The organism is Pseudonocardia sp. WMMC193 (assembly GCF_021728735.1).
Lineage (GTDB): Bacteria > Actinomycetota > Actinomycetes > Mycobacteriales > Pseudonocardiaceae > Pseudonocardia > Pseudonocardia oroxyli.
Genome location: NZ_JAKKDO010000003.1, coordinates 2,003,718 through 2,029,210 on the forward strand (window position 1 = coordinate 2,003,718; position 25,493 = coordinate 2,029,210).

The following is a 25,493-nucleotide window of genomic DNA, read 5'->3' on the forward strand; positions in this document are numbered from 1 at the left end:
GAGAGAGGAGTGCCGTGAGCGACGCGAAGTACCAGGACGTCTCGACGCGGAAGGGGCACGTCGGGCTCCTCGGGGCGGACGGCTCCCCCGCCTCGTCGTACCGGCCGGGGCGGACCCTGCCGCTGCGCGTCGAGCTGGTGCGCCAGCTCCGACGGCGCCGCACGCAGGTGACGTTCGGGCTGGTCGCGCTGCTGCCGGTCATCCTGTGGATCGCCTTCGCGCTCAGCAGCGGGGACGAGACCGGACAGTCCGTCAGCCTCGTCGACCTCGGCCAACGCAGCGGACCCAACTTCGCGATCTTCGCGTTGTTCGCGTCCGCCGGGTTCCTGCTGGTGGTGGTCGCGGCGCTGTTCTTCGGCGACACCGTGGCCGCGGAGGCGAGCTGGTCGTCGCTGCGCTACCTGCTCGCGGCGCCGATCCCTCGGGCGCGGCTGCTGCGACAGAAGGCGCTGATCGCGGGATTCCTGGCCTTCGCGGCGGTGCTCCTGCTGCCGGTGGTCGCGCTGGTCGTGGGCACGCTCGCCTACGGCGCCGGTGACCTGGTCAGCCCCACCGGGGAGTCGCTGGGCTACGGGGTCGCGGTCGGCCGCGTCCTGCTCGGCGGCGTGTACGTGGCGCTGTCGCTGCTGTGGGTGGCGGGACTCGCGCTGCTGCTGTCGGTGAGCACGGACGCCCCGCTCGGTGCCGTCGGCGGCGCGGTGATGGTGTCGATCGTCTCGCAGATCCTCGACCAGATCACCGCGCTGGAAGGCCTGCGGAACTACCTCCCCACCCACTACGCCACCGCCTGGTCCGGCCTGCTGAGCAGCGCGCCGGACTGGGGCGACATCACCCGGGGCCTGTTCAGCAGCATCACCTACGCCGCGGTCTTCTTCGCCGCGGCCGCCTGGCGTTTCCACCGCAAGGACATCACGAGCTGAGCGACGCTTGGGCGTCCCAAGCGTCACTCAGCGACGCTTGGGCGTCCCCAGCGTCACAGCTCACGACAGCCCGCCGACGCTTGGGCGTCCCAAGCGTCACTCAGCGACGCTTGGGCGTCCCCAGCGTCACGCGTCATGGCTCCGGCCGGTGCAGACCGGGGGCGGTGGAGCCGGCGAGCGCCGGGCCCTCGACGATCTCCACCCGCACGTCCCCCGCGATGCGGTAGGGGCGCGCCAGCAGCAGCCCGCCCAGCGTGCGGCGCAGCCTGCTCATCTCGGCGCGCACGGTGACGAGGTGGTCGCGGTCGCCGTAGAGCGCGGCGGAGAGGGCGCCGGCGTCCAGGCCTCGGTCGCCCGCCCGGGCGAGCAGCACGAGCAGCTCCGCGTGCCGCAGCGACAGCGGGTGCACCCAGCGGGTGGTGCCGTCCACCAGCGCGCGGGGCGGTCGGGCGGCGAGGTCGACGGTCAGGGTGAGGCGCTCGGCCTCGGCCAGCCGCAGCAGCCAGCCTCCGGGCACCGGCTCGGGCAGGCACACCCCGACCCCGTGCACCGCGAGCGGCCGGTCCGCCCGAGGGGCGGCGACCCGGTCGATGCTCGGCATGCCGCTCACCGCGGCGACCCAGCCGTGGTCGTCGACGACGAGTCCCGGCCCGCCCGAGAGCAGGGGCGCTGCAACGGTCCGCAGGGCCTCCAGGCGGGTCTCGTGATGGCGCCACAGGCCCGCTTCGGCGAGCTTCACCGCCGTGCCGACCAGCGCGACCGTCGTCGGGTGGATGGTCTCGGCGGGCCCGCTGACATCCACGACGCCGAGCAGCTCGCCGGTCCGCGGATCGTGCACCGGGCACGCGGTGCAGGTCCAGACGTGGTGGGCGCGCACGAAGTGCTCCGCCGCGAACAGCTGCACCGGCGAGCCCTCGGCCAACGCGGTGCCGATGGCGTTCGTGCCCACCGACGCCTCGGACCAGGTGGCGCCCTCGGTGAACCCGAGCGAGTCCGCGCGGTGCCGGACGCGGTTGGCGCCCTCCCGCCACAGGAGGACGCCGTCGGCGTCCGTCACCACCATGACGTGCCGGGCGTCCTCGGCGACCGAGGTGAGCGAGGCCCGCAGCTCCGGCAGCACCCGGTGCAGGGGCGACTCCGCGCGCCTGCGCTCGACCTCGTCGGCGGGCAGCGGGCCTGCGGGTTCGCCGTGTTCGGGGTCGACGCCCTGGGCGAGCACCCGCCGCCAGGACCGCGCAACCAGCCGCCGCACTCCGGCCGCGGGCGCGCCGGCGAGGGTGGCGTCGTGCAGGTGGGCGAGCGTCCGGGCGTGTCGACCCACGTCCGTGCCGGGTCGGACCGCGCACACCCCACCGTCCGACCACGCGGGTGGATTCATGCGTCCTCCGCCCCGCCCCGGTGACGACGACGGGCCGGGACGTGCCCCGACCCTATCCGGTGGGCCCGCCTGCGGCGCCCCCCTTCCGGTGAGTCCGTGCGTGACCGCAGAGAATGTGCGCTCACCGCGGCCGGGGCCGCAGCCGCCGCACGGAACCGGCGATCATGCAGCACCGACCGCACGAAACGTGCGCTCCGCGCCGTGCCTCCTACGCCGCGCGCGGCACGGCCGGTTCCTCGGTCCCCACGACCTCGGCCGGGTCCACGCGTGCCGGCCGGGGTGTCCCGAGCAGGACCCCGCCGACGATCACCACCGCCGCCACCAGCTCGGTCACCGACGGCCGCTCCCCCAGGACGAGCGCCGCCAGCACGATCCCGACGACCGGGACGAGCAGGGAGTAGGGCGCCACGACGCCCGCGGGGTAGCGCCGCATGAGCCACGTCCAGATGCCCGAGCCGACGATCGTCGCGAGGACCGACAGGTACACGAGCGCACCGAGACCGGGCAGCCCGTCGAGGGAGAAGGCCGCGCCGAGTGCCCGCACCCCGGCCAACGGTCCTTCGGTCAGCAGGGACGCCCCGATCAGCGGGATCGGAGGGATCACGCACATCCACAGCGTGAGGTGCATCGGCTTCGGCGGCGCGGCCAACCGGCTGCACAGGTTGCCGAAGGCCCAGCCCAACGCGCCGCAGAGGGTCAGCAGCACCGGCAGCAGTGCCGCGGACTGCGCCCGGGAGAACGCGATCGCGGCCAACCCGAGCACCGCGAGCCCGATGCCGACCCCTTGCCGCACCGAGAGCTTCTCGCGCAGGAACAGCGCGCCGAGGACCACCGTGAACGGCGCGGACGCCTGCAGCACCAGGGAGGCCAGGCCCGTCGGCATGCCCACGTCCATCGCGACGAACAGGAACAGGAACTGGACGGTGCCGAACCCGAGCCCGTACCCGACGAGCCACTTCGTCGGGACCTGCGGGCGCGGCACGAACAGCAGCGTCGGGATCGCGATCACCAGCATGCGCAGGCCGGCGAGGAAGAGCGGCGGGAAGTGCTCGAGGCCGTAGTGGATGGCCAGGAAGTTGCCGCCCCACAGGGCGGCGACGAAGGCGGCGAGCAGGCGGTGTCTTGCGGTCACGCCTCGATGCTCCGTCGCCCGGACCCGGAAGACCAGCGATATGTTCTTACAGCATCTTGTAGCCTGCCTACATGGACGTCCAGCGGCTCCGCATCCTGCGCGAGCTCGCCGACCGGGGCTCGGTGACCGCGGTCGCCGCGGCCCTGGCCTACACGCCGTCGGCGATCTCGCAGCAGCTCAAGGCGCTCACCGCCGAGGTCGGCATGCCGCTCACCGAGCCCGCGGGCCGCGGGTTGCGGCTCACCGACGCCGGGCAGGTGCTCGTCGCCGAGGCCGAGCACGTCCTCGCCGCGCTCGCGCGAGCGGACGCGGCCGTCGAACGACTGCGCACCCGGCCGCACGGACTGGTCCGGATGGCACTGTTCCCCTCCGGAGCCCGGATGATGCTCGCCGGGCTGCTGCGCCGGATCGCGGGGTCGGGCGTCGATCTGCAGGTGCGGGACGTCGACATGACCCCGGCCCAGGTGACCGGGCTCGCGGGGGACTACGACCTCGTCGTCACCCACCGGGACGAGCACCGCGAGCCCCTGGTGAGCTCTCGGCACCGGGTCGTCCCGCTGGTCCGCGAACCCCTGGACGTGGTGCTCCCGCCCGGCCACCCGCTCGCCGCCCGGCGCAGGCTCCGGTCGGCCGATCTGGCCGACGAGCCCTGGATCAGCGTGAACGTCGGCTGGCCGGTGGACGACGTGCTCGGCTCGCTGACCACCCTCACCGGCGCCCGCCCCCGGGTGGTGCAGCGGATCAACGACTTCGCGGTGACCGAGGAGCTGGTCGCGGCGGGCGTCGGGGTGGCGCTGCTCCCCCGCTGGTCGACCGACGACCGCGGCGGGCGCCGCTTCGCCCGCCGCCCGCTCGCCGGCGTCCGGGCCGCCCGGATGGTCGAGGTGGTGATGCGGGAGAGCGTCGCCGAGCGGCCCGCCGTGCGGCTGGTCGTGGAGGCGCTTCAATCCGCGACCGCGGAGGCGACGGCCCGGTAGTGCCGGAAGCCCGCCACCAGGAGCGCGATCGCGATGATCACGTAGGTGGCCCCCGCCAGGTGCTGCAGCGGGTTCCAGGTCAGCTCGACCTCGTTGTTGCCCGGCAGCCACCGGAACGGTGCCACGGTGAACGCGACGGCGAGCACCGCCGTGACCGCGGCCCACCCCCGCGACGCCGTGCGGACGGCGTGCGCCCCCACCGCGATGAGGGCGGGCGCGATCCACACCCAGTGGTGCGACCAGGACGTCGGCGAGACGAGCAGCATGAACGCCGCCGTGGCGGACATCGCGACCGCCGGATCGGCCCGCCGGATCGTCGGCACCGCCAGCATCAGCAGCACGACGGTCGCGACCAGCCAGATCCCGGTCAGCAGCGGCCCGTGCACCCCCCACCGCGCGACGACCGCCTGCACCGTCTCGTTGGTGTAGAACACCGAGCCGCTGACCCCGGACGCCGGCCCCCCGAACCAGTAGGTCGCGGACGCCTGCCAGTCGACGAGGAAGCCGAGCGCGGTGGCCAGCACCCCGGTCACCGCCGCGACGACCGCCGCCCGGACGTCGCGGCGCAGCAGGAAGAACAGCACGAACGCCGCCGGGGTCAGCTTGATCGCCGCCGCGATCCCGACGAGCATCCCGCGCGGCCACGGCGCCCACCGCGAGGGCCGCGGCGCCAGCACGTCCACCGCGACCAACGCCATCAGGATGAGGTTGACCTGCCCGAACTCGATGGTCTCCAGGACGGGTTCGATCCACAGGAGCAGCGGCAGCGCCAGCGTGGCGACCGACAGCGCTCCCCCGCGCCCGCCCGCGGGCCAGGCGCGCAGCACGGTGACGTAGAGCGTGACGCCGAGCGAGGCCAGCGACAGCACGAACAGCGAGACCCACGCGACCGTCCACGGCACCAGCGCGAACGGGGCCAGCACGATCGCCGCGAAGATCGGGTAGATGAACGGCAGGCCCAGCCCCGAGATGGTGGGCGGCAGCGGGCCGTAGGGGTCCCCGCCCGCGAGCCAGGTCTGCACGCCGAGCCGGTACACCTCGAGGTCGATGTGATAGCCGTGCGTGTGCACCAGCATCAGCGTGACCGACACGGCGAGCAGCGGCAGCCCGACCAGCACCGGCCCCCGCGACCCGGCCAGCCACGCCCGGGCCCGCCCGACGGCGGATGGGCGGGTGCTCGACACGGTCACGCAGCGGCCCTCCTGTTCACCGCCGGCACGCAGCGGACCGGCGGGTTCACACGGTACCGAGCCCGCACTCCGCGCCGCCGCCGCCCTCCCCGGCCGCCCGGGGCGGGCCGGGCGCGACCTGGTGCCCCGTGCGGTGACCGCACTAGCGGATGCCCGCGGCGTCCATCCCCCGCAGCTCCTTCTTCAGGTCCTGGATCTCGTCCCGCAGCCGGGCCGCCAGCTCGAACTGCAGGTCCCGCGCCGCGGCGAGCATCTGGTCGCTCATGGACTGGATCAGGTCGGCCAGCTCCGCCCGCGGCATCGTCGACGTGTCGCGGCCCGCCGCGACCCCCGAGCTCGCACGCCCCGGCTCGCCCGCGGCCCGCTTGCCCCGCGACTGGTTGCGGCCCGAGCCGCCCACCGGGACCTCTTCGGTGTCCGCGGCCTCCTTGTAGACCTGGTCGAGGATATCCGCGATCTTCTTGCGCAGCGGCTGCGGGTCGAGGCCCTTCTCGGTGTTGTACGCGATCTGCTTGGCCCGGCGCCGGTCCGTCTCGTCGATGGCGTGCTGCATGGACTCGGTGATCTTGTCCGCGTACATGTGCACCTGGCCGGACACGTTCCGGGCGGCACGGCCGATCGTCTGGATGAGTGACGTGCCCGAGCGCAGGAACCCCTCCTTGTCCGCGTCCAGGATCGCCACGAGCGACACCTCGGGAAGGTCGAGACCCTCGCGGAGCAGGTTGATGCCGACCAGCACGTCGTACTCGCCGAGGCGCAGCTGCCGCAGCAGCTCGACGCGGCGCAGCGTGTCCACCTCCGAGTGCAGGTACCGCACCCGGATGCCCAGCTCGAGCAGGTAGTCGGTGAGGTCCTCGGCCATCTTCTTGGTGAGCGTGGTGACCAGGACCCGCTCGTCGCGCTCCGCGCGCTCGCGGATCTCGCCCACCAGGTCGTCGATCTGGCCCTTCGTCGGCTTGACGACGATCTCCGGGTCCACCAGGCCCGTCGGCCGGATGACCTGCTCCACGAACTCGCCGCCCGTGCGGGAGAGCTCGTAGGGCCCCGGCGTGGCGGACAGGTACACCGTCTGCCCGATCCGGTCGGCGAACTCCTCCCAGGTCAGCGGCCGGTTGTCCACCGCCGACGGCAGCCGGAAGCCGAACTCCACGAGGTTCCGCTTCCGGGACATGTCACCCTCGTACATCCCGCCGATCTGCGGGACGGTCACGTGCGACTCGTCGATGACCAGCAGGAAGTCGTCCGGGAAGTAGTCGATCAGGGTGGCGGGCGCCGTGCCCGGGCCGCGCCCGTCGATGTGGCGCGAGTAGTTCTCGATGCCCGAGCAGAACCCGACCTGCCGGATCATCTCCAGGTCGTACTGGGTGCGCATGCGCAGCCGCTGGGCCTCCAGGAGCTTGCCCTGGTTCTCCAGCTCGGCGAGCCGTTCCTCGAGCTCCGCCTCGATGCTGCGGACGGCCTTCTCCATCCGGTCGGGCCCCGCCACGTAGTGCGTGGCCGGGAAGATCCGCAGCTCGTCCACCTGCTTGATCACGTCTCCCGTGAGCGGGTGCAGGTAGTACAGCGACTCGATCTCGTCCCCGAAGAACTCGATCCGGATCGCCAGCTCCTCGTACGCCGGGATGATCTCCACCGTGTCGCCGCGGACCCGGAACGTGCCGCGGGCGAACGCCACGTCGTTCCGCGTGTACTGGATGTCCACCAGCAGCCGCAGGAACGCGTCCCGGTCCAGCTCGACGCCCGTCTCCAGCTTCACCGAGCGGTCGAGGTAGGACTGCGGGGTGCCCAGGCCGTAGATGCAGGACACCGACGCGACCACCACGACGTCCCTGCGCGACAACAGGTTCTGGGTGGCCGAGTGCCGCAGCCGCTCCACGTCGTCGTTGATCGACGAGTCCTTCTCGATGTACGTGTCCGTCTGCGCGATGTACGCCTCGGGCTGGTAGTAGTCGTAGTACGAGACGAAGTACTCGACCGCGTTGTTCGGGAGCATGTCCCGCAGCTCGTTCGCCAGCTGCGCCGCGAGGGTCTTGTTCGGCGCCATGACCAGCGTGGGGCGCTGGACCCGCTCGATCAGCCAGGCCGTGGTCGCCGACTTGCCGGTACCGGTGGCGCCGAGGAGCACCACGTCCTGCTCGCCCGCCCTCAGCCGCTTCTCGAGCTCCTCGATCGCCGCGGGCTGGTCACCCGCGGGCTCGTAGTCGCTGACGACCTCGAAGCGCCCACCGGCCCGCTCGATCTCGCCGACGGGGCGGTACTCCGAGTGCGCCAACGGCACATCGGCCTCCCCGCCCTCGCGGGCGCTGCCGGGAACCTCCGTCGCGAATGCCATACATCCAGAGTACGAGCCGGCCCCGACAGTTTCCGGCAGGATCGGCTCCATGCATCCGCCGAAGATCCAGACGTACGACGTCGGGGCCGGGGTGAACGTCGACAACAAGGGTGTCCGGCGCACGGTGCGGGAGTACCGGCGCACCCCGTTCGGCCTCTACATGAGCCGCGAGGTCGTGGGCCGCGCCTCGGCGAGCTGGATCGAGTCGTGGCTGCTGCCCGAGCTCGGGATCGTCGTCAGCGACTGGACCTGGAACCCCGGCCACGAGCGCGACCAGGACTTCTACCTCGACATCGCCCGCGTGGAGCCGGGCGAACCGACATGGCGGACGACCGATCTCTACCTGGACGTGGTGGTCCGGACGGGCCAGTGGAGCGACCTGCTCGACGCGGACGAGTTCGTCGCGGCGGTGGCCACCGGGCTGCTCGACCCGGCCACCGGCGAGTGGGCGCTGCACCGGGCCACCGAGGTCGTCGCGGCGCTCGCCGCGCACGGCAACGACCTCGACGCCTGGCTGGCCACCCGCGGGATCACCCTGACCTGGGAGGGACACGGCACCGTCCGGGCCGGGTGAGCTGCGGAGACCTCAGACGCGGCCTGCGGACCGGGCGGCCTCCGCACCCGGCTCCGCGGGCGCGCTGGTCGTGGTGGTTCCGGAGGCGGTGGCCGTCGTCGTGGTGGTGGTCGTGGTCGGCGGTGGGGGCGTGCCCGTGTCCGGCCCGCCCTCGGTGTCACTCGGCGGCGGGTTCTGCGTGACCGGCGGCGGGACGACCGGGGGCGGCGGCTGCACGACCGGCGGCGGCGCGGGGGCCACCGTGGTCGGCTTCGGGCGCGGGGTGGTCGTCCGCGGCACGACCCTGCGCTGGGTCGTGGTGGGCGGGGCCTCCTCGACGACCGGAGCGGGCGGCGGCACCACGACCGGCGGCGCCTCGGTGGTCGTGACGACCGGGGGCGGGGTGGTGGTGGCGGGCACCACGTCCGCGACCGGGGAGGCCACGGTCGGGGCGTTCTGCGCCGCGGCGGTCCCGACGGCCGTGACGCCGCCCAGCGCGCCGACGGTCAGCACCGCGGCCGCGGCCGCACCGCTCGCCCGGTTCACCGCGCCCGCCCGGCGGAGCACGTCGTCCACCGCGGGCAGGGTGACCCCCGCGGCCAGCTCGTCGTCGAGACGGCGCAGCTCGTCGGCTCCGCGTCCCGGCAGCGGGTGGGTCACCGGTCCTCCTCCTCGTGAACCGAGGCGACCGAGACGGGCTCGGCGTCCTCGGGTGCGGGCGGGGGCACGTACACGGGCCCCAGCTCGACGACAGCATGCTCGATCCGGGTGCCCACCCGGTTGAGGCGCGCCTGGACGGTCCCGATCGAGACCCCCTCCAGCACGGCGACCTCGGTCACGGTCAGCCCGGCCATGTGCACCAGCACGGCGACGCGTCGCTCGTCGATCGGCAGGTCGGCGAGCGCGCCGAGCACCGCGACCGTGCGCGGGTCCAGGCCCTCCTGGCGCGGCACGCGCCCCGACCGCAGGCCCAGCTTGGCGGCGAGCCGGCGCAGGGGGTTGCGCGAGGCGCGGACGGCGACCCGCCGGACCCAGGCCTCGGCATCTCCCTCGCGGACCTCCGACCAGCGGCGCCAGGCCCGCGAGTAGGCGTCCTGCACCAGGTCGTGGGCCGCTCCGGAGTCCAGCGTGATCGCGAACAGCTGGCCGACCAGCCGCGGGTAGTGCGCCTCGAAGTGGGCGCCGAAATCGGTGCGGAGGCTGCCCCCCAGCGGGGACTCGCTCAGGTCCCGTTCGACGACCGAGTCGTCCGACCGGGGCTCGGCCGACGGGTCCGCTTCGGGTCGCTCGGCGTCCGGCCGGTCCACGTCACCTCGGGCGGCGTCGGGTCCTGCGGACTCGACGTCTTCCACGTCCGTGCTGCTCACCCGACCCCCGCTCACCGCTCGTGATGGTCCCGTCCGGGCTATCGGAGGGAACAGGTCACCCGTTACAGCGACCCCCTCGGCGACAACCGTCCGTTCAGCGTATTACTGGGGACTCCATCCGGTGGACTCGGCCCAGGCTTCGGCGCGGGGCAGGGCGGCGTCGAACCAGGGCTCCTTGCGTGCGACGTACCGGGCGGCGTCCGGATCACCCGCGAACTCCGCCGCGGCCGCCTTCTTGACCTGCAGGTACTCCGCGCGGGCCGGTGCGTCCGCACGCAGCCAGTCACGGAACAGCAGCGCGAACCGCCAGGCCGGGGACCCGTGCTCGCGGACGTGCAGGTGCACCCGCTGGCCGGGGTCCGCCCCGGCCAGGTACCGCTTGCGCCACCGCTCGGGGTCCGGGTCGGTGGGCTTCGGGCTGTCCCGGGTGATGTCCGGGACCAGGATCAGGCCCGCCGCCGCCAGCGGCTCCACGATCTCGTCCAGGTCCGCCAGCGACCGCACGGCCAGCTGGACGTCGGTGACGTCCTTGGCCGGGAGCCCCGGCACCGCGGTGGACCCGATGTGGGCCACCCCCCGGCCGACCGCGCCCGCGGCCCGGGCGACCCGCGCCACGATCCGCTCCCCGCGCGCCGCCCAGCCCGGGTTGGGGTCGACGAGCGTCGGCGCGCCGCCGCGGACCGGGCGACGCAGCCGGATGTTCTCCTCGAACGGCACCAGCCGCTCCGCCCAGAGCCGGTCGACGCGCTCCAGCAGCTCCTCGGTGCCGCCGTCGTTGGGCAGCAGGACGTCCGCGGCGGCGCGGCGCTGGGCGTCGGTCGCCTGCTTGCCGATCCGGGCCCGGGCGTCCGCCTCGTCGAGGCCGCGGGACTCCACCAGCCGCCGCACCCGGATCTCCTCGTCGGTGTCGACGACCACGACCAGCGCGAACCGGGACTGGGTGCCCTGCTCGACCATCAACGCGGCGTCGTAGACCACGACCGCCTCGGGGCCCGCGGCGGCGACCAGCTCGGCGGTCCGCCGGGCGATGAGCGGGTGGGTGATCCCGTTGAGCACCGCCAGCTGCGCGTCGTCGGAGAAGACGATCGAGGCCACGGCGGCCCGGTCCATGGTCCCGTCCGGGCGGATCACGCTGGGGCCGAAGGCCTCGGCGATCTGCGCCAGGCCCGGGCTGCCGGCGGCGACGACCTCCCGCCCGAGCTCGTCGGCGTCGATGAGGACGGCCCCCGACTCGACCAGCCGGCGCGACACCGTCGACTTCCCCGCGCCGATCCCACCCGTCAGCCCGATCTGCAGCACGCCGCCGAGCCTAGTGCCGCCCCCTGACGCTTGGGCGTCCCAAGCGTCACTCAGCGGCGCTTGGGCGTCCCAAGCGTCAGCACCCGCCCCCAGCCCCCCGACGCTCGGGCGTCCCAAGCGTCACTCAGCGGCGCTTGGGCGTCCCACGCGTCACCACACCTCACCGCCGCGGCGAGATCATCCCGCCGCCGCCATCGGGGCCGTGTCGGTCGGCGGCGGCGCGGGCGGGTCGGGGTGCGTCGGCTGGCTCGCCCCGTCCGCGGGCAGCACGCGCAGCGCGAGGTCGACGAGCCGGTCCACCGGCGGGCCCGGGGCGCGGGCGGACGTCGGCAGCACGAACGTCAGGGTGTCGACGCCGTAGACCACCGCCAGCACGGTCTCGGCCCGCCGCTCGATGGCCACGGCGCGGGCGGTGCCGAGGGCGAGGTCGCGGGACTGCCCGTCGGAGCGCTCCGCGTTGGTGTTCAGCTGCCACTGCCGGGCCGCCGCGTCCGCGTCCGCGTAGCGGCCGAGGTTCATGTCCAGCAACGTGTTCCCGCCGCCGCGACCGCTGGCGGTGTAGCGGCAGCCGACGCGCTCGGTCCGCTTCACCGTCGGCTCGGCGAGCCCCTTGATCGTCCGCATCGCCGTGGAGCCGACGGGGCGGGCGAAGATCGCGCCGAGGTCGTCGGGACTCAGGAAGGTGGCGCAGTCCTCGGGGAGCCCGATCCGCGGGGCCGCGGCGCCCGCCGCGGCCGATTCGGCGGCCGAGAAGGTCGGCAGCGGGGTCGTCTCCTCGGCGTTCCCCCGGGCGCACCCGGTGAGCAGCACCGCCGTCAGGGTCACCGCCATCGCCGACACCACAGCCCCCCACCGCATGCCGTCCACGGTAGGCCGCGACACATGATCGACACACGCGCCGCGCCCGGTCGGTCACGGAACGCAGCACGATCGTGATCGGGGCGACACTGGGCCGCGAACGACGAACGGCCCCGAGTCCGAAGGGACTCGGGGCCGTTCGGCCGATCATGCGATCAGATCACGCGCCGCCGGAGAGCTTCTCCCGCAGGGCCGCGAGCTGCTCGTCGCTGGCGAGCGAGCCGCCGGACTGGGCGGGCTGCCCGGCCTCCGCGCCGGCACCGGACGAGTAGTTGGTGCCGGTCGCACCCTCGACCGCAGCCTCCGCGTCGGCCTCGGCGGCCTTGCGGATCTGGGTGATGTGCTGCTCGTAGCGCTCCTGCGCCTCGGCGTACTCCTTCTCCCAGGCCGCGCGGGCCTCGTCGAAGCCTTCCTTCCACTCGCCGGTCTCGACGTCGAAGCCCTCGGGGTAGATGTAGTTCCCCTGGTCGTCGTACTCCGCCGCCATGCCGTAGCGGGTGGGGTCGAACTCGGTGTCGACCGTCATGCCCTCGTTGGCCTGCTTGAGCGACAGCGAGATGCGGCGCCGGTCCAGGTCGATGTCGATGACCTTGACCATGGCGTCGTCGCCCACCTGGACGACCTGCTCCGGGATCTCGACGTGGCGCTCGGCCAGCTCGGAGATGTGCACCAGGCCCTCGATGCCCTCCTCGACGCGCACGAACGCGCCGAACGGGACGAGCTTGGTGACCTTGCCCGGGACGATCTGGCCGATCGCGTGGGTCCGGGCGTACAGGCGCCACGGGTCCTCCTGCGTCGCCTTCAGCGACAGGGAGACACGCTCGCGGTCCAGGTCGACGTCGAGCACCTCGACGGTGACCTCCTGGCCCACCTCGACGACCTCGGACGGGTGGTCGATGTGCTTCCAGGACAGCTCGGAGACGTGCACCAGACCGTCGACGCCACCCAGGTCCACGAAGGCACCGAAGTTGACGACGGAGGACACGACGCCCTTGCGGACCTGGCCGCGGGCGAGCTGGTTGAGGAACTCGCTGCGGACCTCGGACTGGGTCTGCTCGAGCCAGGCGCGCCGGGACAGGACCACGTTGTTGCGGTTCTTGTCCAGCTCGATGATCTTCGCCTCGATCTTGCGGCCGACGTACGGCTGCAGGTCGCGGACGCGACGCATCTCGACCAGCGACGCCGGGAGGAAGCCCCGGAGCCCGATGTCCAGGATGAGGCCGCCCTTGACGACCTCGATGACGGTGCCCTCGACGGGCTCGTCCGCCTCCTTGAGGGCCTCGATCGTGCCCCAGGCGCGCTCGTACTGGGCGCGCTTCTTGGACAGGATCAGCCGGCCCTCCTTGTCCTCCTTCTGGAGGACGAGGGCCTCGACGAACTCGCCGACCTCGACGACCTCTGCGGGGTCGACGTCGTGCTTGATCGACAGCTCCCGCGAGGGGATGACGCCCTCGGTCTTGTAGCCGATGTCGAGCAGGACCTCGTCGCGGTCGACCTTGACGATGGTGCCCTCGACGATGTCGCCATCGTTGAAGTACTTGATCGTCTGGTCGATGGCGGCGAGGAAGTCCTCCTCCGACCCGATGTCGTTGATGGCGACCTGCGGGGTCGTGCTGGTCGGGGCGGCGGTGGTGTCGGTGGACATGTAGTGGGGTGCTCCGGTGGAAGTCTTCGTAGTGGCCGCATCGGGCGGCCGGTCGGGTGGGTGTAGCCGTGACTGGACCGTGTAACAGTCACCTTCGTTCGTCGATTCCCGTGGAAAGTACCCGTGACGCCCGCCCGGGGGCGAAGCGCACACGTTGACCACGGGTACCCGCCATGCTACGCGTGACCCGATCAGCGGGGCAATGCGGGCCCCCCGGTCCGAACTGGGACGATCCAGTCCGTGAGCGACACCCCGAAGATCAGCGCCGAGCAGGTTCTCGGGACGGCCGCGGTGGCCCGACGCGCCGTCGGTCCGGCGGAGTCCGAGCGGGCGAGTCGCGCCTGGTGGGACGCCGACGCGGCCGACTATCTCGCCGAGCACGGCCGGGACATCGGCGAGGCCGACTTCGTGTGGTGCCCGGAGGGCCTGCGCGAGGCGGACGTCCGGCTGCTGGGAGACGTCGAGGGCCGGACCGTCCTCGAGGTCGGCTGCGGGTCGGCGCCCTGCGCGCGCTGGCTCGCCGCGCAGGGCGCCCGTCCCGTCGCCCTCGACCTCTCACGCGGGATGCTGGCCGCGGCCGCGGACCTCAACCGCGCCACCGGGATCGAGGTCCCGCTCGTCCAGGCGGGCGCCGAGCGCCTCCCGTTCGCCGACGCATCGTTCGACCTGGCCTGCTCCGCCTTCGGCGCGGTCCCGTTCGTGGCCGAGCCGGTGCAGGTCATGCGCGAGGTCCACCGGGTCCTGCGGCCCGGCGGGCGCTGGGTGTTCGCCGTGAACCACCCGATGCGGTGGATGTTCTCCGACGACCCCGGCCCGGACGGCCTGACCGTCACCCAGTCCTACTTCGACCGCACCCCGTACGTCGAGGTGGACGACGCGGGCCGGGCCACCTACGTCGAGCACCACCGGACGCTGGGCGACCGGGTCCGGGACGTCGTGGCCGCGGGCCTGGTCCTGGACGACCTGGTCGAACCGGAGTGGCCCGAGGGCCGCGACCGCGTGTGGGGCCAGTGGTCGCCCCTGCGCGGCGCGCTCTTCCCCGGCACCGCGATCTTCGTGACCCACAAGCCCCTGTGAGCGGCGATCGTCGCCATGGCGACGATCGCCGCTCACGAGCTCGGGGCGGGAGGGGGCGCTTGCGGGCGGGGCGCTGGGCTAGATTCCGCCCGTGCCGATCGATCCCTCCGAGCTCAGCTCGTCGACCCGTGACATGCCTGCAGGCCAGCTGAACGAGCGGATGGGGATCGAGGTCCTCTCCGCCACGCTGGAGGAGGTCCGCGGCCGGATGCCGGTGGCGGGCAACCTCCAGCCCTACGGCCTGCTGCACGGCGGGGCCAGCGGCGTCCTCGCCGAGACCCTCGGGTCCACCCTGGCCGCGCTGCACGCCCTGCCCGAGCGCTTCCCGGTCGGCCTGGAACTGGCGTGCACGCACCATCGCGCGGTCACCGAGGGCTGGGTGACGGGTGTGGCCCGCCCCCTGCACGTGGGTCGCAGCACGAGCACCCACGAGATCGTCCTGACCGACGACCAGGGCAGGCGCACCTGCACGGCCAAGCTCACCTGCCTGCACCGCGACACCAGCCCCTGATCCCACTCCCCCACAGGCCGAACGGCGCGGGCGCTCACACCTCGTGAGCGCCCGCGCCGTTCGCCGGGTCGGGATCGGGCCAGGGACGGGCGCTACTCCGCGCCGACGCCCTCGCCGAGGTACGCCTCCTGCACCCGCGGGTCCGCCAGCAGCTCGGCGCCGGTGCCGGACAGCGTGGTGCGACCGAGGTCGATCACGTACGCCTGGTCCGACAGGCCCAGGGCCGCGAGCGCGTTCTGCTCCACGAGGAGCACCGTGGTGCCCTCCGCACGCAGCTCCTTGACCGTGTCGAAGATCAGCTGCGTCATGATCGGCGAGAGCCCCATGGACGGCTCGTCGAGCATGAGCAGCTTCGGGCGGGACATCAGCGCCCGGCCGATCGCGAGCATCTGCTGCTCGCCGCCGGAGAACAGGCCCGCCTTGTTCTGCCGCCGCTCCCCCAGCACCGGGAACAGGTCGTACACCCGCTGGATGTCCGCGACGATGCCGTCCTCGTCCTTGCGGGTGTAGGCACCGAGCCGGAGGTTCTCCTCCACGCTCATCCGGGCGAACAGCCGCCTGCCCTCGGGGCTGTGGGCCACCCCGAGGCCGAGGATCTCGTGGGCGGGGAGCCGCTGGATCTGCTCGCCCTTGAACGACACCGTGCCCGACACCGGCCGCAGCAGGCCGGACAGCGTGCGCAGCGTGGTGGTCTTGCCCGCGCCGTTGGAGCCGATGAGGGAGACGATCTGCCCCTCCTCGACGTCGAACGACACGCCGCGCACCGCCTGGATCGCCCCGTAGGCGACCACCAGGTCACGTACCTCTAGAAACGCCACTACGACTCCTCGCCGGCATGAATCTGCGCCTCGACCTCGTCCGGCGGAGCACCCAGGTAGGCCTCGACGACCCGGGGGTCGCCGCGCACCTCGTCCGGCGAGCCCTCGACCAGCAGCTCGCCCTGCACCAGCACCAACACCCTGTCGCACAACGTGAAGATGAACTTCGTGTCGTGCTCGATCACCACGACCGAGACGCCGAGGTCCCGGATCGCGAAGATCAGCTGCCGGGTCGCCTCGGTCTCCTGCGCGTTCATGCCCGCGGTGGGCTCGTCGAGCAGCAGGACCGACGGGTCGGTGGCCAGCGCGCGGGCGATCTCCAGCCGGCGCTGGTCGCCGTAGGGCAGGTTGCGGGCGAGCTCGTCGGCGAACCGGGTCAGCCCGACGAACGCGAGCAGCTTCTCCGCCCGGTCGTGGGCCTCCGCCTCGCTGCGCCGGAACCGCGGCCCGTGCAGCAGCGAGGACACCGGCCCCTGCTTCATCCGGACGTGCCTGCCGACCAGGACGTTCTCCGTGGCCGTCATCGACGGGAAGAGCCGGATGTTCTGGAACGTCCGGGCCACCCCCGCCTCCGTGACCCGCGCGGGGTCCTGGGGCATCGGCGCGCCGCGCAGGGTGACCGAGCCCGACGTCGGCGTGTACAGCCCCGTCAGGCAGTTGAAGAACGTGGTCTTCCCCGCGCCGTTGGGCCCGATCAGGCCGATGATCTCCCCCTCCTTGAGGGAGAAGGTGACCTCGTTCAGCGCCCGCAGGCCGCCGAAGACCATCGACACGCCCGCGGACTCCAGGATCGGCTCCCGGGTCCCCGTGGCGATCTGCATGTCCTCGGCCAGCTCGGCCGTGACCTCCTCCGGAGGTGCCTCGAGCTCGGGCTGCTCGACCGACTCCGACATCACTTCACCTCCGTCGGAAGAGCGCCGGGTGCTTCCTTGGCGGCGTCCTCGGGATCCTCCGCCAACTCCGCCTTGCGGTGCTTGTCCGCGATGATGCCCTGCGGCCGGAACCGCATGATCAGCACCAGCGCCAGACCGAACAGCAACAGCCGGTAGTCGGCGAACTCCCGCAGCTTCTCGGGCAGCACGAACAGGATCGACGCGCCGAGCACGGCGCCCGGGATCGTCCCCATGCCGCCGAGGATGACCGCGGCGAGCAGGGTGACCGACTCCAGGAAGCGGAACGAGTCGTACGCCACGACGGCCGTCTTGTGCGCGAAGAACGCCCCGGCGAAGCCCGCCAGCATGGCGCCGATCAGGAACGCGAGGATCTTGATGGGGCCGGTGCGGATGCCCATGGCCGCCGCCGCGTCCTCGTCCTCCCGGATGGCGATCCAGGCCCGGCCGAGGCGGGAGTTCTTCAGGTTGCCGAACACCAGCATGACCGCGGCCACCAGCAGCACGATCGCGACGTAGTACATGACGCCGCCGGGCAGCTGGATGGGGCCGAGGGAGATCGACTGGTTGAACTGGAAGCTGCCGAGCGCCACCTGCGGGATGTTGGGGATGGCGTTCGCGCCGCCCGTCAGGCCCGCGATGTTGTTCTGCGCGCTCCGCACGAAGATCTCACCGAAGGCCAGGGTGACGATCGCCAGGTAGTCCCCGCGCACCCGCAGCGTGGGCGAGCCGACGATGGCGCCGAAGATGCCCGCCACCACCGCCGAGATCACCATGACCAGCAGGAACGGCACGTGGATGCCGATCACCGAGGCCGCCGCGCCGGACAGGTTGGCCGCCACGAACGCCCCGATGCCGAGGAAGGCGACGTACCCGAGGTCCAGCAGGCCCGCGAGCCCGACGACGATGTTGAGCCCGATCGCCGTGGCGGCGTACACGCCGATGTTCGACGCGACCGTCATCCAGTACTCGGTGCCCGCCCCGGTGAAGGGCAGGGCCAGCGCGCAGAGCAGCAGCACCACGACGCTGAACACCCGGTGCCGCTCGGACACCTCACCGACCCAGGTCAGCAGGCCCGAGGCGTTGAGCGCGGCGAACGCCCCGGCCAGCGCGGCCAGCAGGGACAGGAACACGACGCCCGCGTACGGGTTGACCACGCCGCCCTGACCGCCGGAGGTCAGCACCTCGGCGACGAGCAGCAGGATCAGCACGAACACGACCAGCAGCAGGATCCACTCGACCCACCAGGCGAGCTTCCACTCCCAGACGGGCTTGTCCTCGAGTCCGCCCGCGGTCGCCGACAGCACCGTGACCAGCCCGCCGACGAGCGCGACGATGGACCCGAACGCGACGGTGCCGTCGGACGCGGTGATCGCGCCCAGCCCGCCGCCCTCGACGGTGATCCACAGCCCGTTGAGCACCGCCACGGCGGTGACGCCGACGCCGAGACCCCGCACGATGCGGTGCTTCGCCGGGACCCGCAGCAGGGCGACCACGATCGTCGCCAGGCCGAGCAGCGTGATGTGCAGCCGGAACCCGGTGACGCCGAAGGGCTCCACGAACATCGTGAGGGTCGCCCGCTCGGGGTAGGCCCCCTCGTTCAGGACGAACGTCGACCAGGCCAGGTACGCGCCGACGATCGACAGCACCCCGCCGACGATCATGCCGATCTTCGCGTGCGGGGCCAGCGCGTTCAGCGGGCCTGCCAGGCGGCCGGTGTGCCGCGCCGGGGGCGCGGCGGGGACGGTCCGGACGGGGGCCTCGGCGGTCTCGGTCGTGGACGCGGACTCGCTCGTCACCTCGCTCATGCCCTCACCCGCTCGGACTCGCCGAAGAAGCCCTGCGGCCGGAACACCAGGACGATGATGAGGACCACGAAGATCCACACGTAGTCGTAGGCCGTGCCGCCCGGCAGGTACTGCCCGCCGAGCGCCCGCACCAGGCCGATCACCAACCCGCCGACGACGGCCCCGCGGATGTTGCCGATGCCGCCGAGCACCGCCGCGGTGAACGCGAAGATGCCGTTCTGGAAGCCCATGTCGATGTTGATGTTGTTCAGGTAGCTGCCGTAGAGCACCCCGGCGACGCCCGCGAGGGCACCGCCGATGGCGAAGGTCAGCACGATCACGCGGTCCGGGTCGATGCCCATCAGACGCGCCGTGTCGCGGTCCTGGGACGTGGCCCGCATGGCGCGGCCCAGCCGGGTCCGCTCGACGAACCGCTCCAGCCCGAAGGCCAGGCCGAGCGACACGACGATCAGCAGGATGCCCGTGTACCGGATGACGACGCCGTCCCCGATCGGGATGACGAAGGCGCCCTGGATGAACAGCGGGGGGAACGGGATCGCCGCGGTGGCGCCGGGGTAGAACACCCGGACGGCCTCCTGCAGCGCCACCGACACGCCGAGCGCGGTGATCAGGGGGGCCAGCCGCGGCGCGTTGCGCAGGGGCCGGTAGGCGAAGCGCTCCATGGCGACGGCCACGAGCATCGAGACCAGCGCGCCCGCGACGAGCGCGATCGGCAACGCGAAGTACCACCGCGCCACGACGGCCGTGGGCACCCAGTACGTCAGCGTGGCCAGGCCGCCGTAGGCGCCGACCATGAAGATCTCACCGTGGGCGAAGTTGATCAGCGTGATGATGCCGTAGACCATCGTGTAGCCGATGGCGATCAGCGCGATCAGCGAGCCGAACATCAGCCCGTTCGCGATCTGGGACAGGAAGATGGACAAGCGAGGGATCTCCTCTGCGTGCACGAGCGGGGACGGGATGGTGTCCCGTCCCCGCTCGCGTTGCTGTCAGGGCGACGTCAGCTGGCGGCGTACGTGCCCGTCTCCAGCGGCGTGAACTTGCCGCCCTGGACCGTGTAGACGGTCAGCACCTTGTTGGTGGTGTCGCCGAACTGGTCGAACGAGATCGCGCCCGTGGCACCCTGCAGGTTGGTCGCCTGGACCGCGGAGATCAGCCCGTCCCGGGAGGCGTCCGAGAACGTCCCGTTGCCCACGGTCTTCGACAGGCCGTCGATGAGGACGTTGGCCGCGTCGTAGGTCAGCGCGCCGTAGGCCGAGTACGGCTCGGAGTAGCCGGCCGCCGCGTAGGCGTCGATGAACGCCTTGGCGCTGGGCTGCTGCTCCGGCGGGGCGCCGACGTTGGTCGCGAAGTCGCCCTCGCGGCCGCCGAGCTGGGCGTAGGTCGAGTCGACGATGCCGTCCCCACCCATCAGCGGGATGTTGAGGCCCGCGTCGGCCAACTGCTTCGACAGCGGACCGGCGACCGGGTACTCACCGCCGTAGTAGACGGCGTCCGGGTTCGCGCCGCGGATCTGGGTGATGACGCCCGAGAAGTCGGTGTCCTTCTCGCCGACCTTCAGCCGCGCGGCGATCGTGGCGCCGAGCTTCTGCGCCTCGGCGGCGAACTGGTCCGCCAGGCCCGCGCCGTAGGTCTTGCCGTCGTCGATCACGGCGATGTTCTTCTTGCCCTGCTTCTGCACGAGGAACTGCGCGGCGAACGGGCCCTGGATGGCGTCCGTGGTCGCGGTGCGGAAGTAGGTGGCGTTCGGCCGCGCGGGCGCGGTGGCGTAGTTGTCACCCTGGGTCAGCGCCGGGTTGGTGTTCGCAGGCGAGATCTCGACGATCTTCTTCTGCGCCAGGATCGGGGCCACGGTCTGCGCCGTGGAGGAGTTCAGCGTGCCGATGACGCCGACCACGTTCGGGTCCGACGCCAGCTTGGTGGCCGCCTGGCCCGCGATCTGCGCGGTGGCCTGGTCGTCCTCCGCCTGCAGCGCGAGGCGGTACCCGGGCACCTTGCAGGCCTGGTTGGCCTGGTTGACCGCGAGGTCGGTCGAGTTCTTCATGCCCAGACCCAGCGCCGACAGGCTGCCGGAGAGCGGGGCGACGAACCCGACGACCAGGGTGCCCTTGCTGGTGTCGCAGGACCCCCCGCCGCCGCTCGACGCCTCTTCCCGATTGGTGCTGCAGGCGGAGAGCGCGAGCACTCCGGCGAGCAGGGCGGCGGTCGTGGCGACCTTCCGCGTCCGACTCATGTCATGTCCTTCCGTGCAAACCACGTCGTTGGCGGTCCCCCGACAGACCCGCCGAACCGCGATCAGCCATCGCGAATGGGGCGGACGTTAGGGGACCGGCAGGGGCGGAGTCATCACGAGCGGAGCCAGCTTTACCAGACCGCAACCGGATGTCACGCACGGTCGCCAGATGATGACCGAAGGTGTTAAGTTATCAGAACGTTATCAAGCCGCGAGGCTCTGACCAGCGGGTTCCGCTTTAGCACGTGGCGAAGATCGCACCACCGGCAGGGTCATTACCGGTGGGTAACGGGTGCTGTGCACTGACCTGCGGAAATGGTCGGAAATGCGAAACGGGGCCGTCCGGGACTCCGGACGACCCCGTCTGCGCGGGTGGGATCGGGCGCAGTTCAGCCCTTGGCGGGGGCCAGACCCTCGATGACGGCCTCGGCGACGGCCTTCATGGTGGTGCGGCGGTCCATCGCGGTGCGCTGGATCCACCGGAAGGCCTCGGGCTCGGTCATGTTCTGCTTCGCCTGCAGCAGCCCCTTGGCCCGGTCGATCACCTTCCGGGTCTCGAAGCGGTCGTGCAGGGACGCGACCTCGTCCTCCAGGGCGCGCTTCTCGGCGAACCGGGAGACCGCCAGCTCGATCGCGGGGACGAGCTCGTGCCGGGCGAAGGGCTTGACCAGGTAGGCCATGGCCCCGGCGTCCCGCGCCCGCTCGATGAGGTCCCGCTGGCTGAAGGCGGTCAGCATGACGACCGGGGCGATCTTCTCGTCGACGATCGTGGCCGCCGCCTCGATGCCGTCCTTCTTCGGCATCTTGACGTCCATGATCACGAGATCGGGCTTCAGGTCGCGCGCCATCTCGATCGCGGCCTCGCCGTCCGGCGCCTCGCCGGCGATCTGGTAGCCCTCTTCCCCGAGCATCTCGGTCAGGTCGAGACGGATCAACGCCTCGTCCTCCACCACGAGCACCCGCCAGCCGACGGCGGGACCGCCCTCGGTCGACTGGTCCTCGGACACTGGCTGGCTCACGGGGGGTTCTCCTTAGATCCGGGTCGAACGCGAGCCACCAGGGTACCGGCGATAGGGTTGCGCCCTGGTTGCCGGCGTCGTGTGATTCGCGCCGACGCGAGGTAGAACACAGCAGTTCACGGGCCCCCGTAGCCCAACGGCAGAGGCAGCGGACTCAAAATCCGTCCAGTGTCAGTTCGAATCTGACCGGGGGCACCACACCCACCTGCGGCGACGCCGGGTTCACGATCGCAACGCAGCCTGCTGTCCACGAATCTGTCCACGAACTCGCGAACGAGCGCCGGCTAGCGTCGCCCTCGTGGTGAGGAGCAGCTCCCAGGACAGCCGCACCCGCGGTTCGATCCGCGTGCGCGGCAACACCCTTCAAGTACGGGTCTCCGCGGGCGAGGATCCCGTCACCGGGAGGCGCTCGACACCCACCATCACGGTCCCGGGGACCGACGCGGAGGCAGTGAGAAGGGCCGCAAAGGAGCTCACTCGAGGAGAGCACCCGCCACACCTCCCAATCCGCCGCACCTGGGTCCGCGGCCGCGAGAGGACACCAAGACCCACCAGGCCCGCCGCATCTCCCTCGACTCCGAGACCGTCACCCTGCTCCGAGAACACCGCGAACGAGTCGCCGAACGACTGCGAACACTCGGCACCACGCTCACCGACCAGACCTTCGCCTTCGGCCTCAAGACACCGGACCACTCCCAGCCCTACTCCCCCAACGCCGTCACCCAGCGCTGCAAGCGCATGGCCGAACGAGCAGGCATCGACACCCACATCCACAACCTGTGCCACTACTCCGCCACCGAGCTCCTGACCGCAGGCGTCGACCTGCGGACCGTCGCCGGCCGCCTCGGCCACGGCGCAGGCGGCGCGACGACCCTCGAGGTCTACGCAGCATGGGTCGCGGCCTCCGACCGCAAAGCCGCGGAGGTCGCCGCCGCACGCATGCCGAGGTGGGACGACCTCCGAGGGGCTCGCACCTGCCTCCACACCGCGTCCTCTCCGCGTCTGGTCCAACGCCCATTCGGGTGTAGCGGAGCTCGATACGTCGAGACTTGACTACCGGCGAAACGCCGATTCGACACGAGGGAGTGCAGATGAAGGCGGGAATCGACGAGTTGCTGAAGGCCGCCGTCGACCGGGGTGACGTCCCGAACGCGGTCGCCGTCGCGGCGGACCGCAACGGCATCGTCTACGAGGGCGGGGCCGGGCCGCGGGCGGCAGGATCGGACGACGCAGCGGGGCCTGACACGTCGTTCAGGTTGGCATCGATGACAAAGATGATCACGACGGTGGCGGTACTGAGGCTGGTCGAGCAGGGCCGGGTCGATCTTGACGCCCCGGTCGCGGACTATCGTCCGGAGTTCGACGAGCTGATGGTGCTGGAGGGCGTCGACGGGGATGTCCCGAAGCTGCGCCCGCCTGCGTCGCGCCCGACGGTTCGCCGGCTGGCCACGCACACCTCCGGGCTGGGGTACTGGTTCTGGAGCGCCGACCTGGCGGCGTGGGAAGAGGCCACCGGGGTGCCGAACGTGCTGGCCGGAGACGCCCGCTCGTTCACGGCACCGCTCGTCGCCGACCCGGGAACGAGGATCGAGTACGGGCACAGCACGGACTGGTTGGGCCGGATCCTGGAGACCGTCTCCGGACCGACTTCCCCACCGGGCCGGGACGCACCTGGGGTCTCGGACTGATGCTGAACATCCTGCAGGAACCGGGTATGCGCGCACCCTACAGCGGCTCGTGGGCGGGGCTGTGCAACTCGCACTTCTGGGTCGATCCGACCACCGGTGTGACCGGGGCGATCTACAGCCAGTTCCTTCCGTTCGTCACCCCCGAGTCGATGGCGCTCTACGCCGCGTTCGAGAAGGCCCTGTACGCCGGTCTGTAGGCCGCCGAGACCGGCCACGGGCGACCGGGCCGGGGAAGGACCCGACCATGAACGGACCTGGAGAGATCCTGCCCGGGCTGGCCCGCCGGTTCGGCGAGAAGACCGCGCTCGTGACCCCCGACCGCCGCCTGACCTTCGTCGAGCTCGACGAGCTCAGCGATCGGGTCGCGGCGGGGCTCACCGAGCGCGGTGTCCGCCCCGGCAGGCCGGTGTCGCTCTACGCGCCGAACAGCTGGGAGTGGGTGGTGGCCTATCACGGCGCTCTCAAGGCCGGGGCGGTGGTGAACCCGGTCAACGTGATGCTGACCGCTGAGGAGCTGGCGTTCGTGCTGCGCGACTGCGGCGCGGCCGCGGTCCTCACCACCGCCGACCAGGCGGGCCGGGTGGCCGAGCTGACTGCGGACCTACCCGATCTGCACAGCGTGGTCGCGTTCGGAGACCTGCCCGAGACGAGGGACGACGTGGTCGCGTTCGCGGCCCTGCTGGACTCGACCGGCCCGGTGCCGCAGGTGGAGCCGGATCCCGCTCAGCCGTGCACGATCGGCTACACCTCGGGCACCACCGGGCATCCGAAGGGCGCGGTGCAGAGCCACCGCGCAGTGCTGTGGAACTGCGCGGCGACCGCCACCATGCACGGCCGCAGCGCCGACGACGTCGTGGTCACCGCGCTGCCGGCGCCACACGTCTACGGCAACGTCGTGATCAACGGGACGTTCCTCGTCGGCGGCACGGTCGTGCTGATGCCGAGGTTCGACCCGGCACAGACCCTGCGGCTGATCGCCGAGCACCGCGCGACCCTGTTCGAAGGTGTCCCGGCGATGTACGCGATGCTGCTCGCCCACCCCGATCTCGCCGACGCGGACCTGTCGTCGCTGACCCGCTGCACGGTCGGCGGCCAGACCATCCCGGTCTCCACCGTGGAACGCTGGGAGCGGCGGTCCGGGGCGCCGCTGATCGAGCTGTGGGGCATGACGGAGATCTCCGGGCTCGGCACCACCCACCCCCTGCACGCACCGCCGCGGCCGGGGTCCATCGGGGTCTCCCTGCCCGGCGTACAGGTGCGCATCGCCGACCTGGCCGACGCCACCCGGGACGCCCCCGTGGGCGAGCCGGGAGAGCTCATGATCCGTGGGCCGGTCGTCATGCTCGGCTACCACGGTCGTCCCGAGGCCACCGCCGAGGTGCTCGAGCCCGACGGCTGGCTGCACACCGGCGACGTCGCCACCATGGACGACGCCGGCTACGTCTTCGTCGTCGATCGACGCAAGGACATGATCATTACCGCCGGGTACAACGTCTACCCCGCGGAGATCGAACGGGTCCTCGCCGGACATCCCGGCGTGGCGATGGTCGCCGCCGGGCCCGTGCCCGACCCGGTGAAGGGTGAGCTGGCCTGCGCGTACGTGGTCCGCACGGACGGAGACACCACGACCGGCGCCGAGTTGATCGCCTACGCGCGCGAGCACCTCGCCGCCTACAAGGTCCCCCGTCTGGTGCAGTTCGTCGACGCGCTGCCCGCCACCTCCACGGGAAAGATCATGCGCCGCGAGCTGATCAAGGGGTTCGATGTCGACAGCGCGGTCGGCACCGCGGTTGACTAG

Annotated in this window: 24 protein-coding genes and 1 tRNA gene; 10 read left to right on the forward strand and 15 right to left on the reverse strand. The window is 72.1% G+C overall.

Translation table 11 applies throughout. The annotated features are described in order from the left end of the window. Window positions 1–14 precede the first annotated feature (14 nt). Window positions 15–920, forward strand: coding sequence for an ABC transporter permease (locus tag L3X23_RS10980; protein WP_093078379.1), 906 nt, complete (start codon window positions 15–17; stop codon window positions 918–920). Window positions 921–1,053: 133 nt separating this feature from the next. On the opposite strand, the gene L3X23_RS10985 is transcribed toward L3X23_RS10980, so the two are convergent. Both L3X23_RS10985 and L3X23_RS10990 read right to left on the reverse strand, forming a co-directional pair. Next, a complete protein-coding gene (locus L3X23_RS10985) occupies window positions 1,054–2,298 on the reverse strand; it encodes a GAF domain-containing protein (RefSeq protein WP_237192120.1) in 1,245 nt (414 codons plus the stop codon). Window positions 2,299–2,506: 208 nt separating this feature from the next. Then, window positions 2,507–3,430 (reverse strand): EamA family transporter, encoded by a 924-nt coding sequence (locus tag L3X23_RS10990; protein ID WP_237192121.1) that lies wholly within the window; start codon window positions 3,428–3,430, stop codon window positions 2,507–2,509. Between the two features lie 71 nt (window positions 3,431–3,501). Between L3X23_RS10990 and L3X23_RS10995 the strand changes: the two genes are divergently transcribed. Continuing rightward, window positions 3,502–4,407 carry a LysR family transcriptional regulator gene (locus tag L3X23_RS10995; RefSeq protein ID WP_237192122.1) on the forward strand — a complete coding sequence of 302 codons (906 nt, stop codon included), beginning with the start codon at window positions 3,502–3,504 and terminating at the stop codon, window positions 4,405–4,407. Here the strand turns inward: L3X23_RS10995 and L3X23_RS11000 are convergent. Next, complete coding sequence (locus L3X23_RS11000) at window positions 4,374–5,597, reverse strand: glycosyltransferase 87 family protein (protein ID WP_237192123.1); 1,224 nt, start codon at window positions 5,595–5,597, stop codon at window positions 4,374–4,376. The two genes, L3X23_RS10995 and L3X23_RS11000, sit on opposite strands and share 34 nt — an antisense overlap. A 142-nt stretch (window positions 5,598–5,739) precedes the next feature. Beyond that, window positions 5,740–7,929, reverse strand: coding sequence for an excinuclease ABC subunit UvrB (gene uvrB, locus L3X23_RS11005; protein ID WP_093078390.1), 2,190 nt, complete (start codon window positions 7,927–7,929; stop codon window positions 5,740–5,742). A gap of 49 nt (window positions 7,930–7,978) precedes the next feature. On the opposite strand from uvrB, the gene L3X23_RS11010 reads away from it, so the two are divergent. Continuing rightward, on the forward strand, window positions 7,979–8,503 hold the full coding sequence (locus L3X23_RS11010) for a DUF402 domain-containing protein (RefSeq protein ID WP_237192124.1): 525 nt from the start codon (window positions 7,979–7,981) through the stop codon (window positions 8,501–8,503). A 12-nt stretch (window positions 8,504–8,515) separates the two neighbouring features. Here L3X23_RS11010 and L3X23_RS11015 read toward each other — a convergent pair whose 3' ends face one another. The 5 genes from L3X23_RS11015 to rpsA form a co-directional block, all read right to left on the reverse strand. Continuing rightward, on the reverse strand, window positions 8,516–9,142 hold the full coding sequence (locus L3X23_RS11015; protein WP_237192125.1) for a hypothetical protein: 627 nt from the start codon (window positions 9,140–9,142) through the stop codon (window positions 8,516–8,518). After that, window positions 9,139–9,849: an RNA polymerase sigma factor gene (locus tag L3X23_RS11020; RefSeq protein ID WP_237192126.1), complete on the reverse strand. Its 711-nt coding sequence runs from the start codon at window positions 9,847–9,849 to the stop codon at window positions 9,139–9,141. Before L3X23_RS11020 ends, L3X23_RS11015 begins: the two co-directional genes overlap by 4 nt. Before the next feature lie 102 nt (window positions 9,850–9,951). Further along, window positions 9,952–11,148 carry a dephospho-CoA kinase gene (gene coaE, locus L3X23_RS11025; protein WP_237192127.1) on the reverse strand — a complete coding sequence of 399 codons (1,197 nt, stop codon included), beginning with the start codon at window positions 11,146–11,148 and terminating at the stop codon, window positions 9,952–9,954. Window positions 11,149–11,325: 177 nt separating this feature from the next. Further along, a complete protein-coding gene (locus tag L3X23_RS11030; RefSeq protein ID WP_237192128.1) occupies window positions 11,326–12,006 on the reverse strand; it encodes a hypothetical protein in 681 nt (226 codons plus the stop codon). Between the two features lie 160 nt (window positions 12,007–12,166). After that, window positions 12,167–13,651: a 30S ribosomal protein S1 gene (gene rpsA / locus L3X23_RS11035; protein ID WP_237192129.1), complete on the reverse strand. Its 1,485-nt coding sequence runs from the start codon at window positions 13,649–13,651 to the stop codon at window positions 12,167–12,169. Between the two features lie 240 nt (window positions 13,652–13,891). Between rpsA and L3X23_RS11040 the strand changes: the two genes are divergently transcribed. Both L3X23_RS11040 and L3X23_RS11045 read left to right on the forward strand, forming a co-directional pair. After that, window positions 13,892–14,728, forward strand: coding sequence for a class I SAM-dependent methyltransferase (locus tag L3X23_RS11040; protein ID WP_237192130.1), 837 nt, complete (start codon window positions 13,892–13,894; stop codon window positions 14,726–14,728). Window positions 14,729–14,861: 133 nt separating this feature from the next. After that, on the forward strand, window positions 14,862–15,239 hold the full coding sequence (locus tag L3X23_RS11045) for a hotdog fold thioesterase (RefSeq protein ID WP_237197998.1): 378 nt from the start codon (window positions 14,862–14,864) through the stop codon (window positions 15,237–15,239). A gap of 92 nt (window positions 15,240–15,331) precedes the next feature. On the opposite strand, the gene L3X23_RS11050 is transcribed toward L3X23_RS11045, so the two are convergent. The 6 genes from L3X23_RS11050 to L3X23_RS11075 all read right to left on the reverse strand — a co-directional run bounded on the left by L3X23_RS11050 (window position 15,332) and on the right by L3X23_RS11075 (window position 22,007). Continuing rightward, window positions 15,332–16,057, reverse strand: a complete 726-nt coding sequence (locus L3X23_RS11050) for an ABC transporter ATP-binding protein (protein WP_093078416.1) — start codon at window positions 16,055–16,057, stop codon at window positions 15,332–15,334. After that, window positions 16,057–16,950 (reverse strand): ABC transporter ATP-binding protein, encoded by an 894-nt coding sequence (locus L3X23_RS11055; RefSeq protein WP_237192131.1) that lies wholly within the window; start codon window positions 16,948–16,950, stop codon window positions 16,057–16,059. Before L3X23_RS11055 ends, L3X23_RS11050 begins: the two co-directional genes overlap by 1 nt. Continuing rightward, on the reverse strand, window positions 16,950–18,755 hold the full coding sequence (locus L3X23_RS11060) for a branched-chain amino acid ABC transporter permease (RefSeq protein ID WP_237192132.1): 1,806 nt from the start codon (window positions 18,753–18,755) through the stop codon (window positions 16,950–16,952). Before L3X23_RS11060 ends, L3X23_RS11055 begins: the two co-directional genes overlap by 1 nt. Then, the gene (locus tag L3X23_RS11065) at window positions 18,752–19,642 is read right to left on the reverse strand and encodes a branched-chain amino acid ABC transporter permease (protein WP_093078609.1); all 891 of its coding nucleotides are present in this window, start codon (window positions 19,640–19,642) and stop codon (window positions 18,752–18,754) included. Before L3X23_RS11065 ends, L3X23_RS11060 begins: the two co-directional genes overlap by 4 nt. Before the next feature lie 113 nt (window positions 19,643–19,755). Next, the gene (locus L3X23_RS11070; RefSeq protein WP_093078422.1) at window positions 19,756–20,988 is read right to left on the reverse strand and encodes a branched-chain amino acid ABC transporter substrate-binding protein; all 1,233 of its coding nucleotides are present in this window, start codon (window positions 20,986–20,988) and stop codon (window positions 19,756–19,758) included. 389 nt (window positions 20,989–21,377) lie between these two features. Beyond that, window positions 21,378–22,007, reverse strand: coding sequence for an ANTAR domain-containing response regulator (locus tag L3X23_RS11075; protein ID WP_093078425.1), 630 nt, complete (start codon window positions 22,005–22,007; stop codon window positions 21,378–21,380). 122 nt (window positions 22,008–22,129) lie between these two features. On the opposite strand from L3X23_RS11075, the gene L3X23_RS11080 reads away from it, so the two are divergent. The 5 genes from L3X23_RS11080 (at window position 22,130) to L3X23_RS11100 (ending at window position 25,493) form a co-directional block, all read left to right on the forward strand. Beyond that, window positions 22,130–22,205 (forward strand) — tRNA-Leu (locus tag L3X23_RS11080). A 393-nt stretch (window positions 22,206–22,598) separates the two neighbouring features. Next, window positions 22,599–23,060, forward strand: a complete 462-nt coding sequence (locus L3X23_RS11085; RefSeq protein WP_237197999.1) for a tyrosine-type recombinase/integrase — start codon at window positions 22,599–22,601, stop codon at window positions 23,058–23,060. Window positions 23,061–23,098: 38 nt separating this feature from the next. Continuing rightward, window positions 23,099–23,695, forward strand: a complete 597-nt coding sequence (locus L3X23_RS11090; protein ID WP_237192134.1) for a serine hydrolase — start codon at window positions 23,099–23,101, stop codon at window positions 23,693–23,695. A 26-nt stretch (window positions 23,696–23,721) separates the two neighbouring features. Continuing rightward, window positions 23,722–23,892 carry a hypothetical protein gene (locus L3X23_RS36105; protein WP_308116893.1) on the forward strand — a complete coding sequence of 57 codons (171 nt, stop codon included), beginning with the start codon at window positions 23,722–23,724 and terminating at the stop codon, window positions 23,890–23,892. A gap of 47 nt (window positions 23,893–23,939) precedes the next feature. After that, window positions 23,940–25,493, forward strand: coding sequence for a class I adenylate-forming enzyme family protein (locus L3X23_RS11100; RefSeq protein WP_237192135.1), 1,554 nt, complete (start codon window positions 23,940–23,942; stop codon window positions 25,491–25,493).

What these genes read in the sequence shown, in the direction of transcription:
- L3X23_RS10985 (WP_237192120.1), bottom strand. Translation starts at nt 2,298, where the DNA reads ATGAATCCACCCGCGTGGTCGGACGGTGGGGTGTGCGCGGTCCGACCC.
- L3X23_RS11060 (WP_237192132.1), bottom strand. Translation starts at nt 18,755, where the DNA reads ATGAGCGAGGTGACGAGCGAGTCCGCGTCCACGACCGAGACCGCCGAG.
- L3X23_RS10995 (WP_237192122.1), top strand. Translation starts at nt 3,502, where the DNA reads ATGGACGTCCAGCGGCTCCGCATCCTGCGCGAGCTCGCCGACCGGGGC.
- L3X23_RS11065 (WP_093078609.1), bottom strand. Translation starts at nt 19,642, where the DNA reads ATGTTCGGCTCGCTGATCGCGCTGATCGCCATCGGCTACACGATGGTC.
- L3X23_RS11030 (WP_237192128.1), bottom strand. Translation starts at nt 12,006, where the DNA reads ATGCGGTGGGGGGCTGTGGTGTCGGCGATGGCGGTGACCCTGACGGCG.
- L3X23_RS11070 (WP_093078422.1), bottom strand. Translation starts at nt 20,988, where the DNA reads ATGAGTCGGACGCGGAAGGTCGCCACGACCGCCGCCCTGCTCGCCGGA.
- L3X23_RS11100 (WP_237192135.1), top strand. Translation starts at nt 23,940, where the DNA reads ATGAACGGACCTGGAGAGATCCTGCCCGGGCTGGCCCGCCGGTTCGGC.
- L3X23_RS11055 (WP_237192131.1), bottom strand. Translation starts at nt 16,950, where the DNA reads ATGTCGGAGTCGGTCGAGCAGCCCGAGCTCGAGGCACCTCCGGAGGAG.
- uvrB (WP_093078390.1), bottom strand. Translation starts at nt 7,929, where the DNA reads ATGGCATTCGCGACGGAGGTTCCCGGCAGCGCCCGCGAGGGCGGGGAG.
- L3X23_RS36105 (WP_308116893.1), top strand. Translation starts at nt 23,722, where the DNA reads ATGCGCGCACCCTACAGCGGCTCGTGGGCGGGGCTGTGCAACTCGCAC.
- L3X23_RS11090 (WP_237192134.1), top strand. Translation starts at nt 23,099, where the DNA reads ATGAAGGCGGGAATCGACGAGTTGCTGAAGGCCGCCGTCGACCGGGGT.
- L3X23_RS11010 (WP_237192124.1), top strand. Translation starts at nt 7,979, where the DNA reads ATGCATCCGCCGAAGATCCAGACGTACGACGTCGGGGCCGGGGTGAAC.
- L3X23_RS11045 (WP_237197998.1), top strand. Translation starts at nt 14,862, where the DNA reads ATGCCTGCAGGCCAGCTGAACGAGCGGATGGGGATCGAGGTCCTCTCC.
- rpsA (WP_237192129.1), bottom strand. Translation starts at nt 13,651, where the DNA reads ATGTCCACCGACACCACCGCCGCCCCGACCAGCACGACCCCGCAGGTC.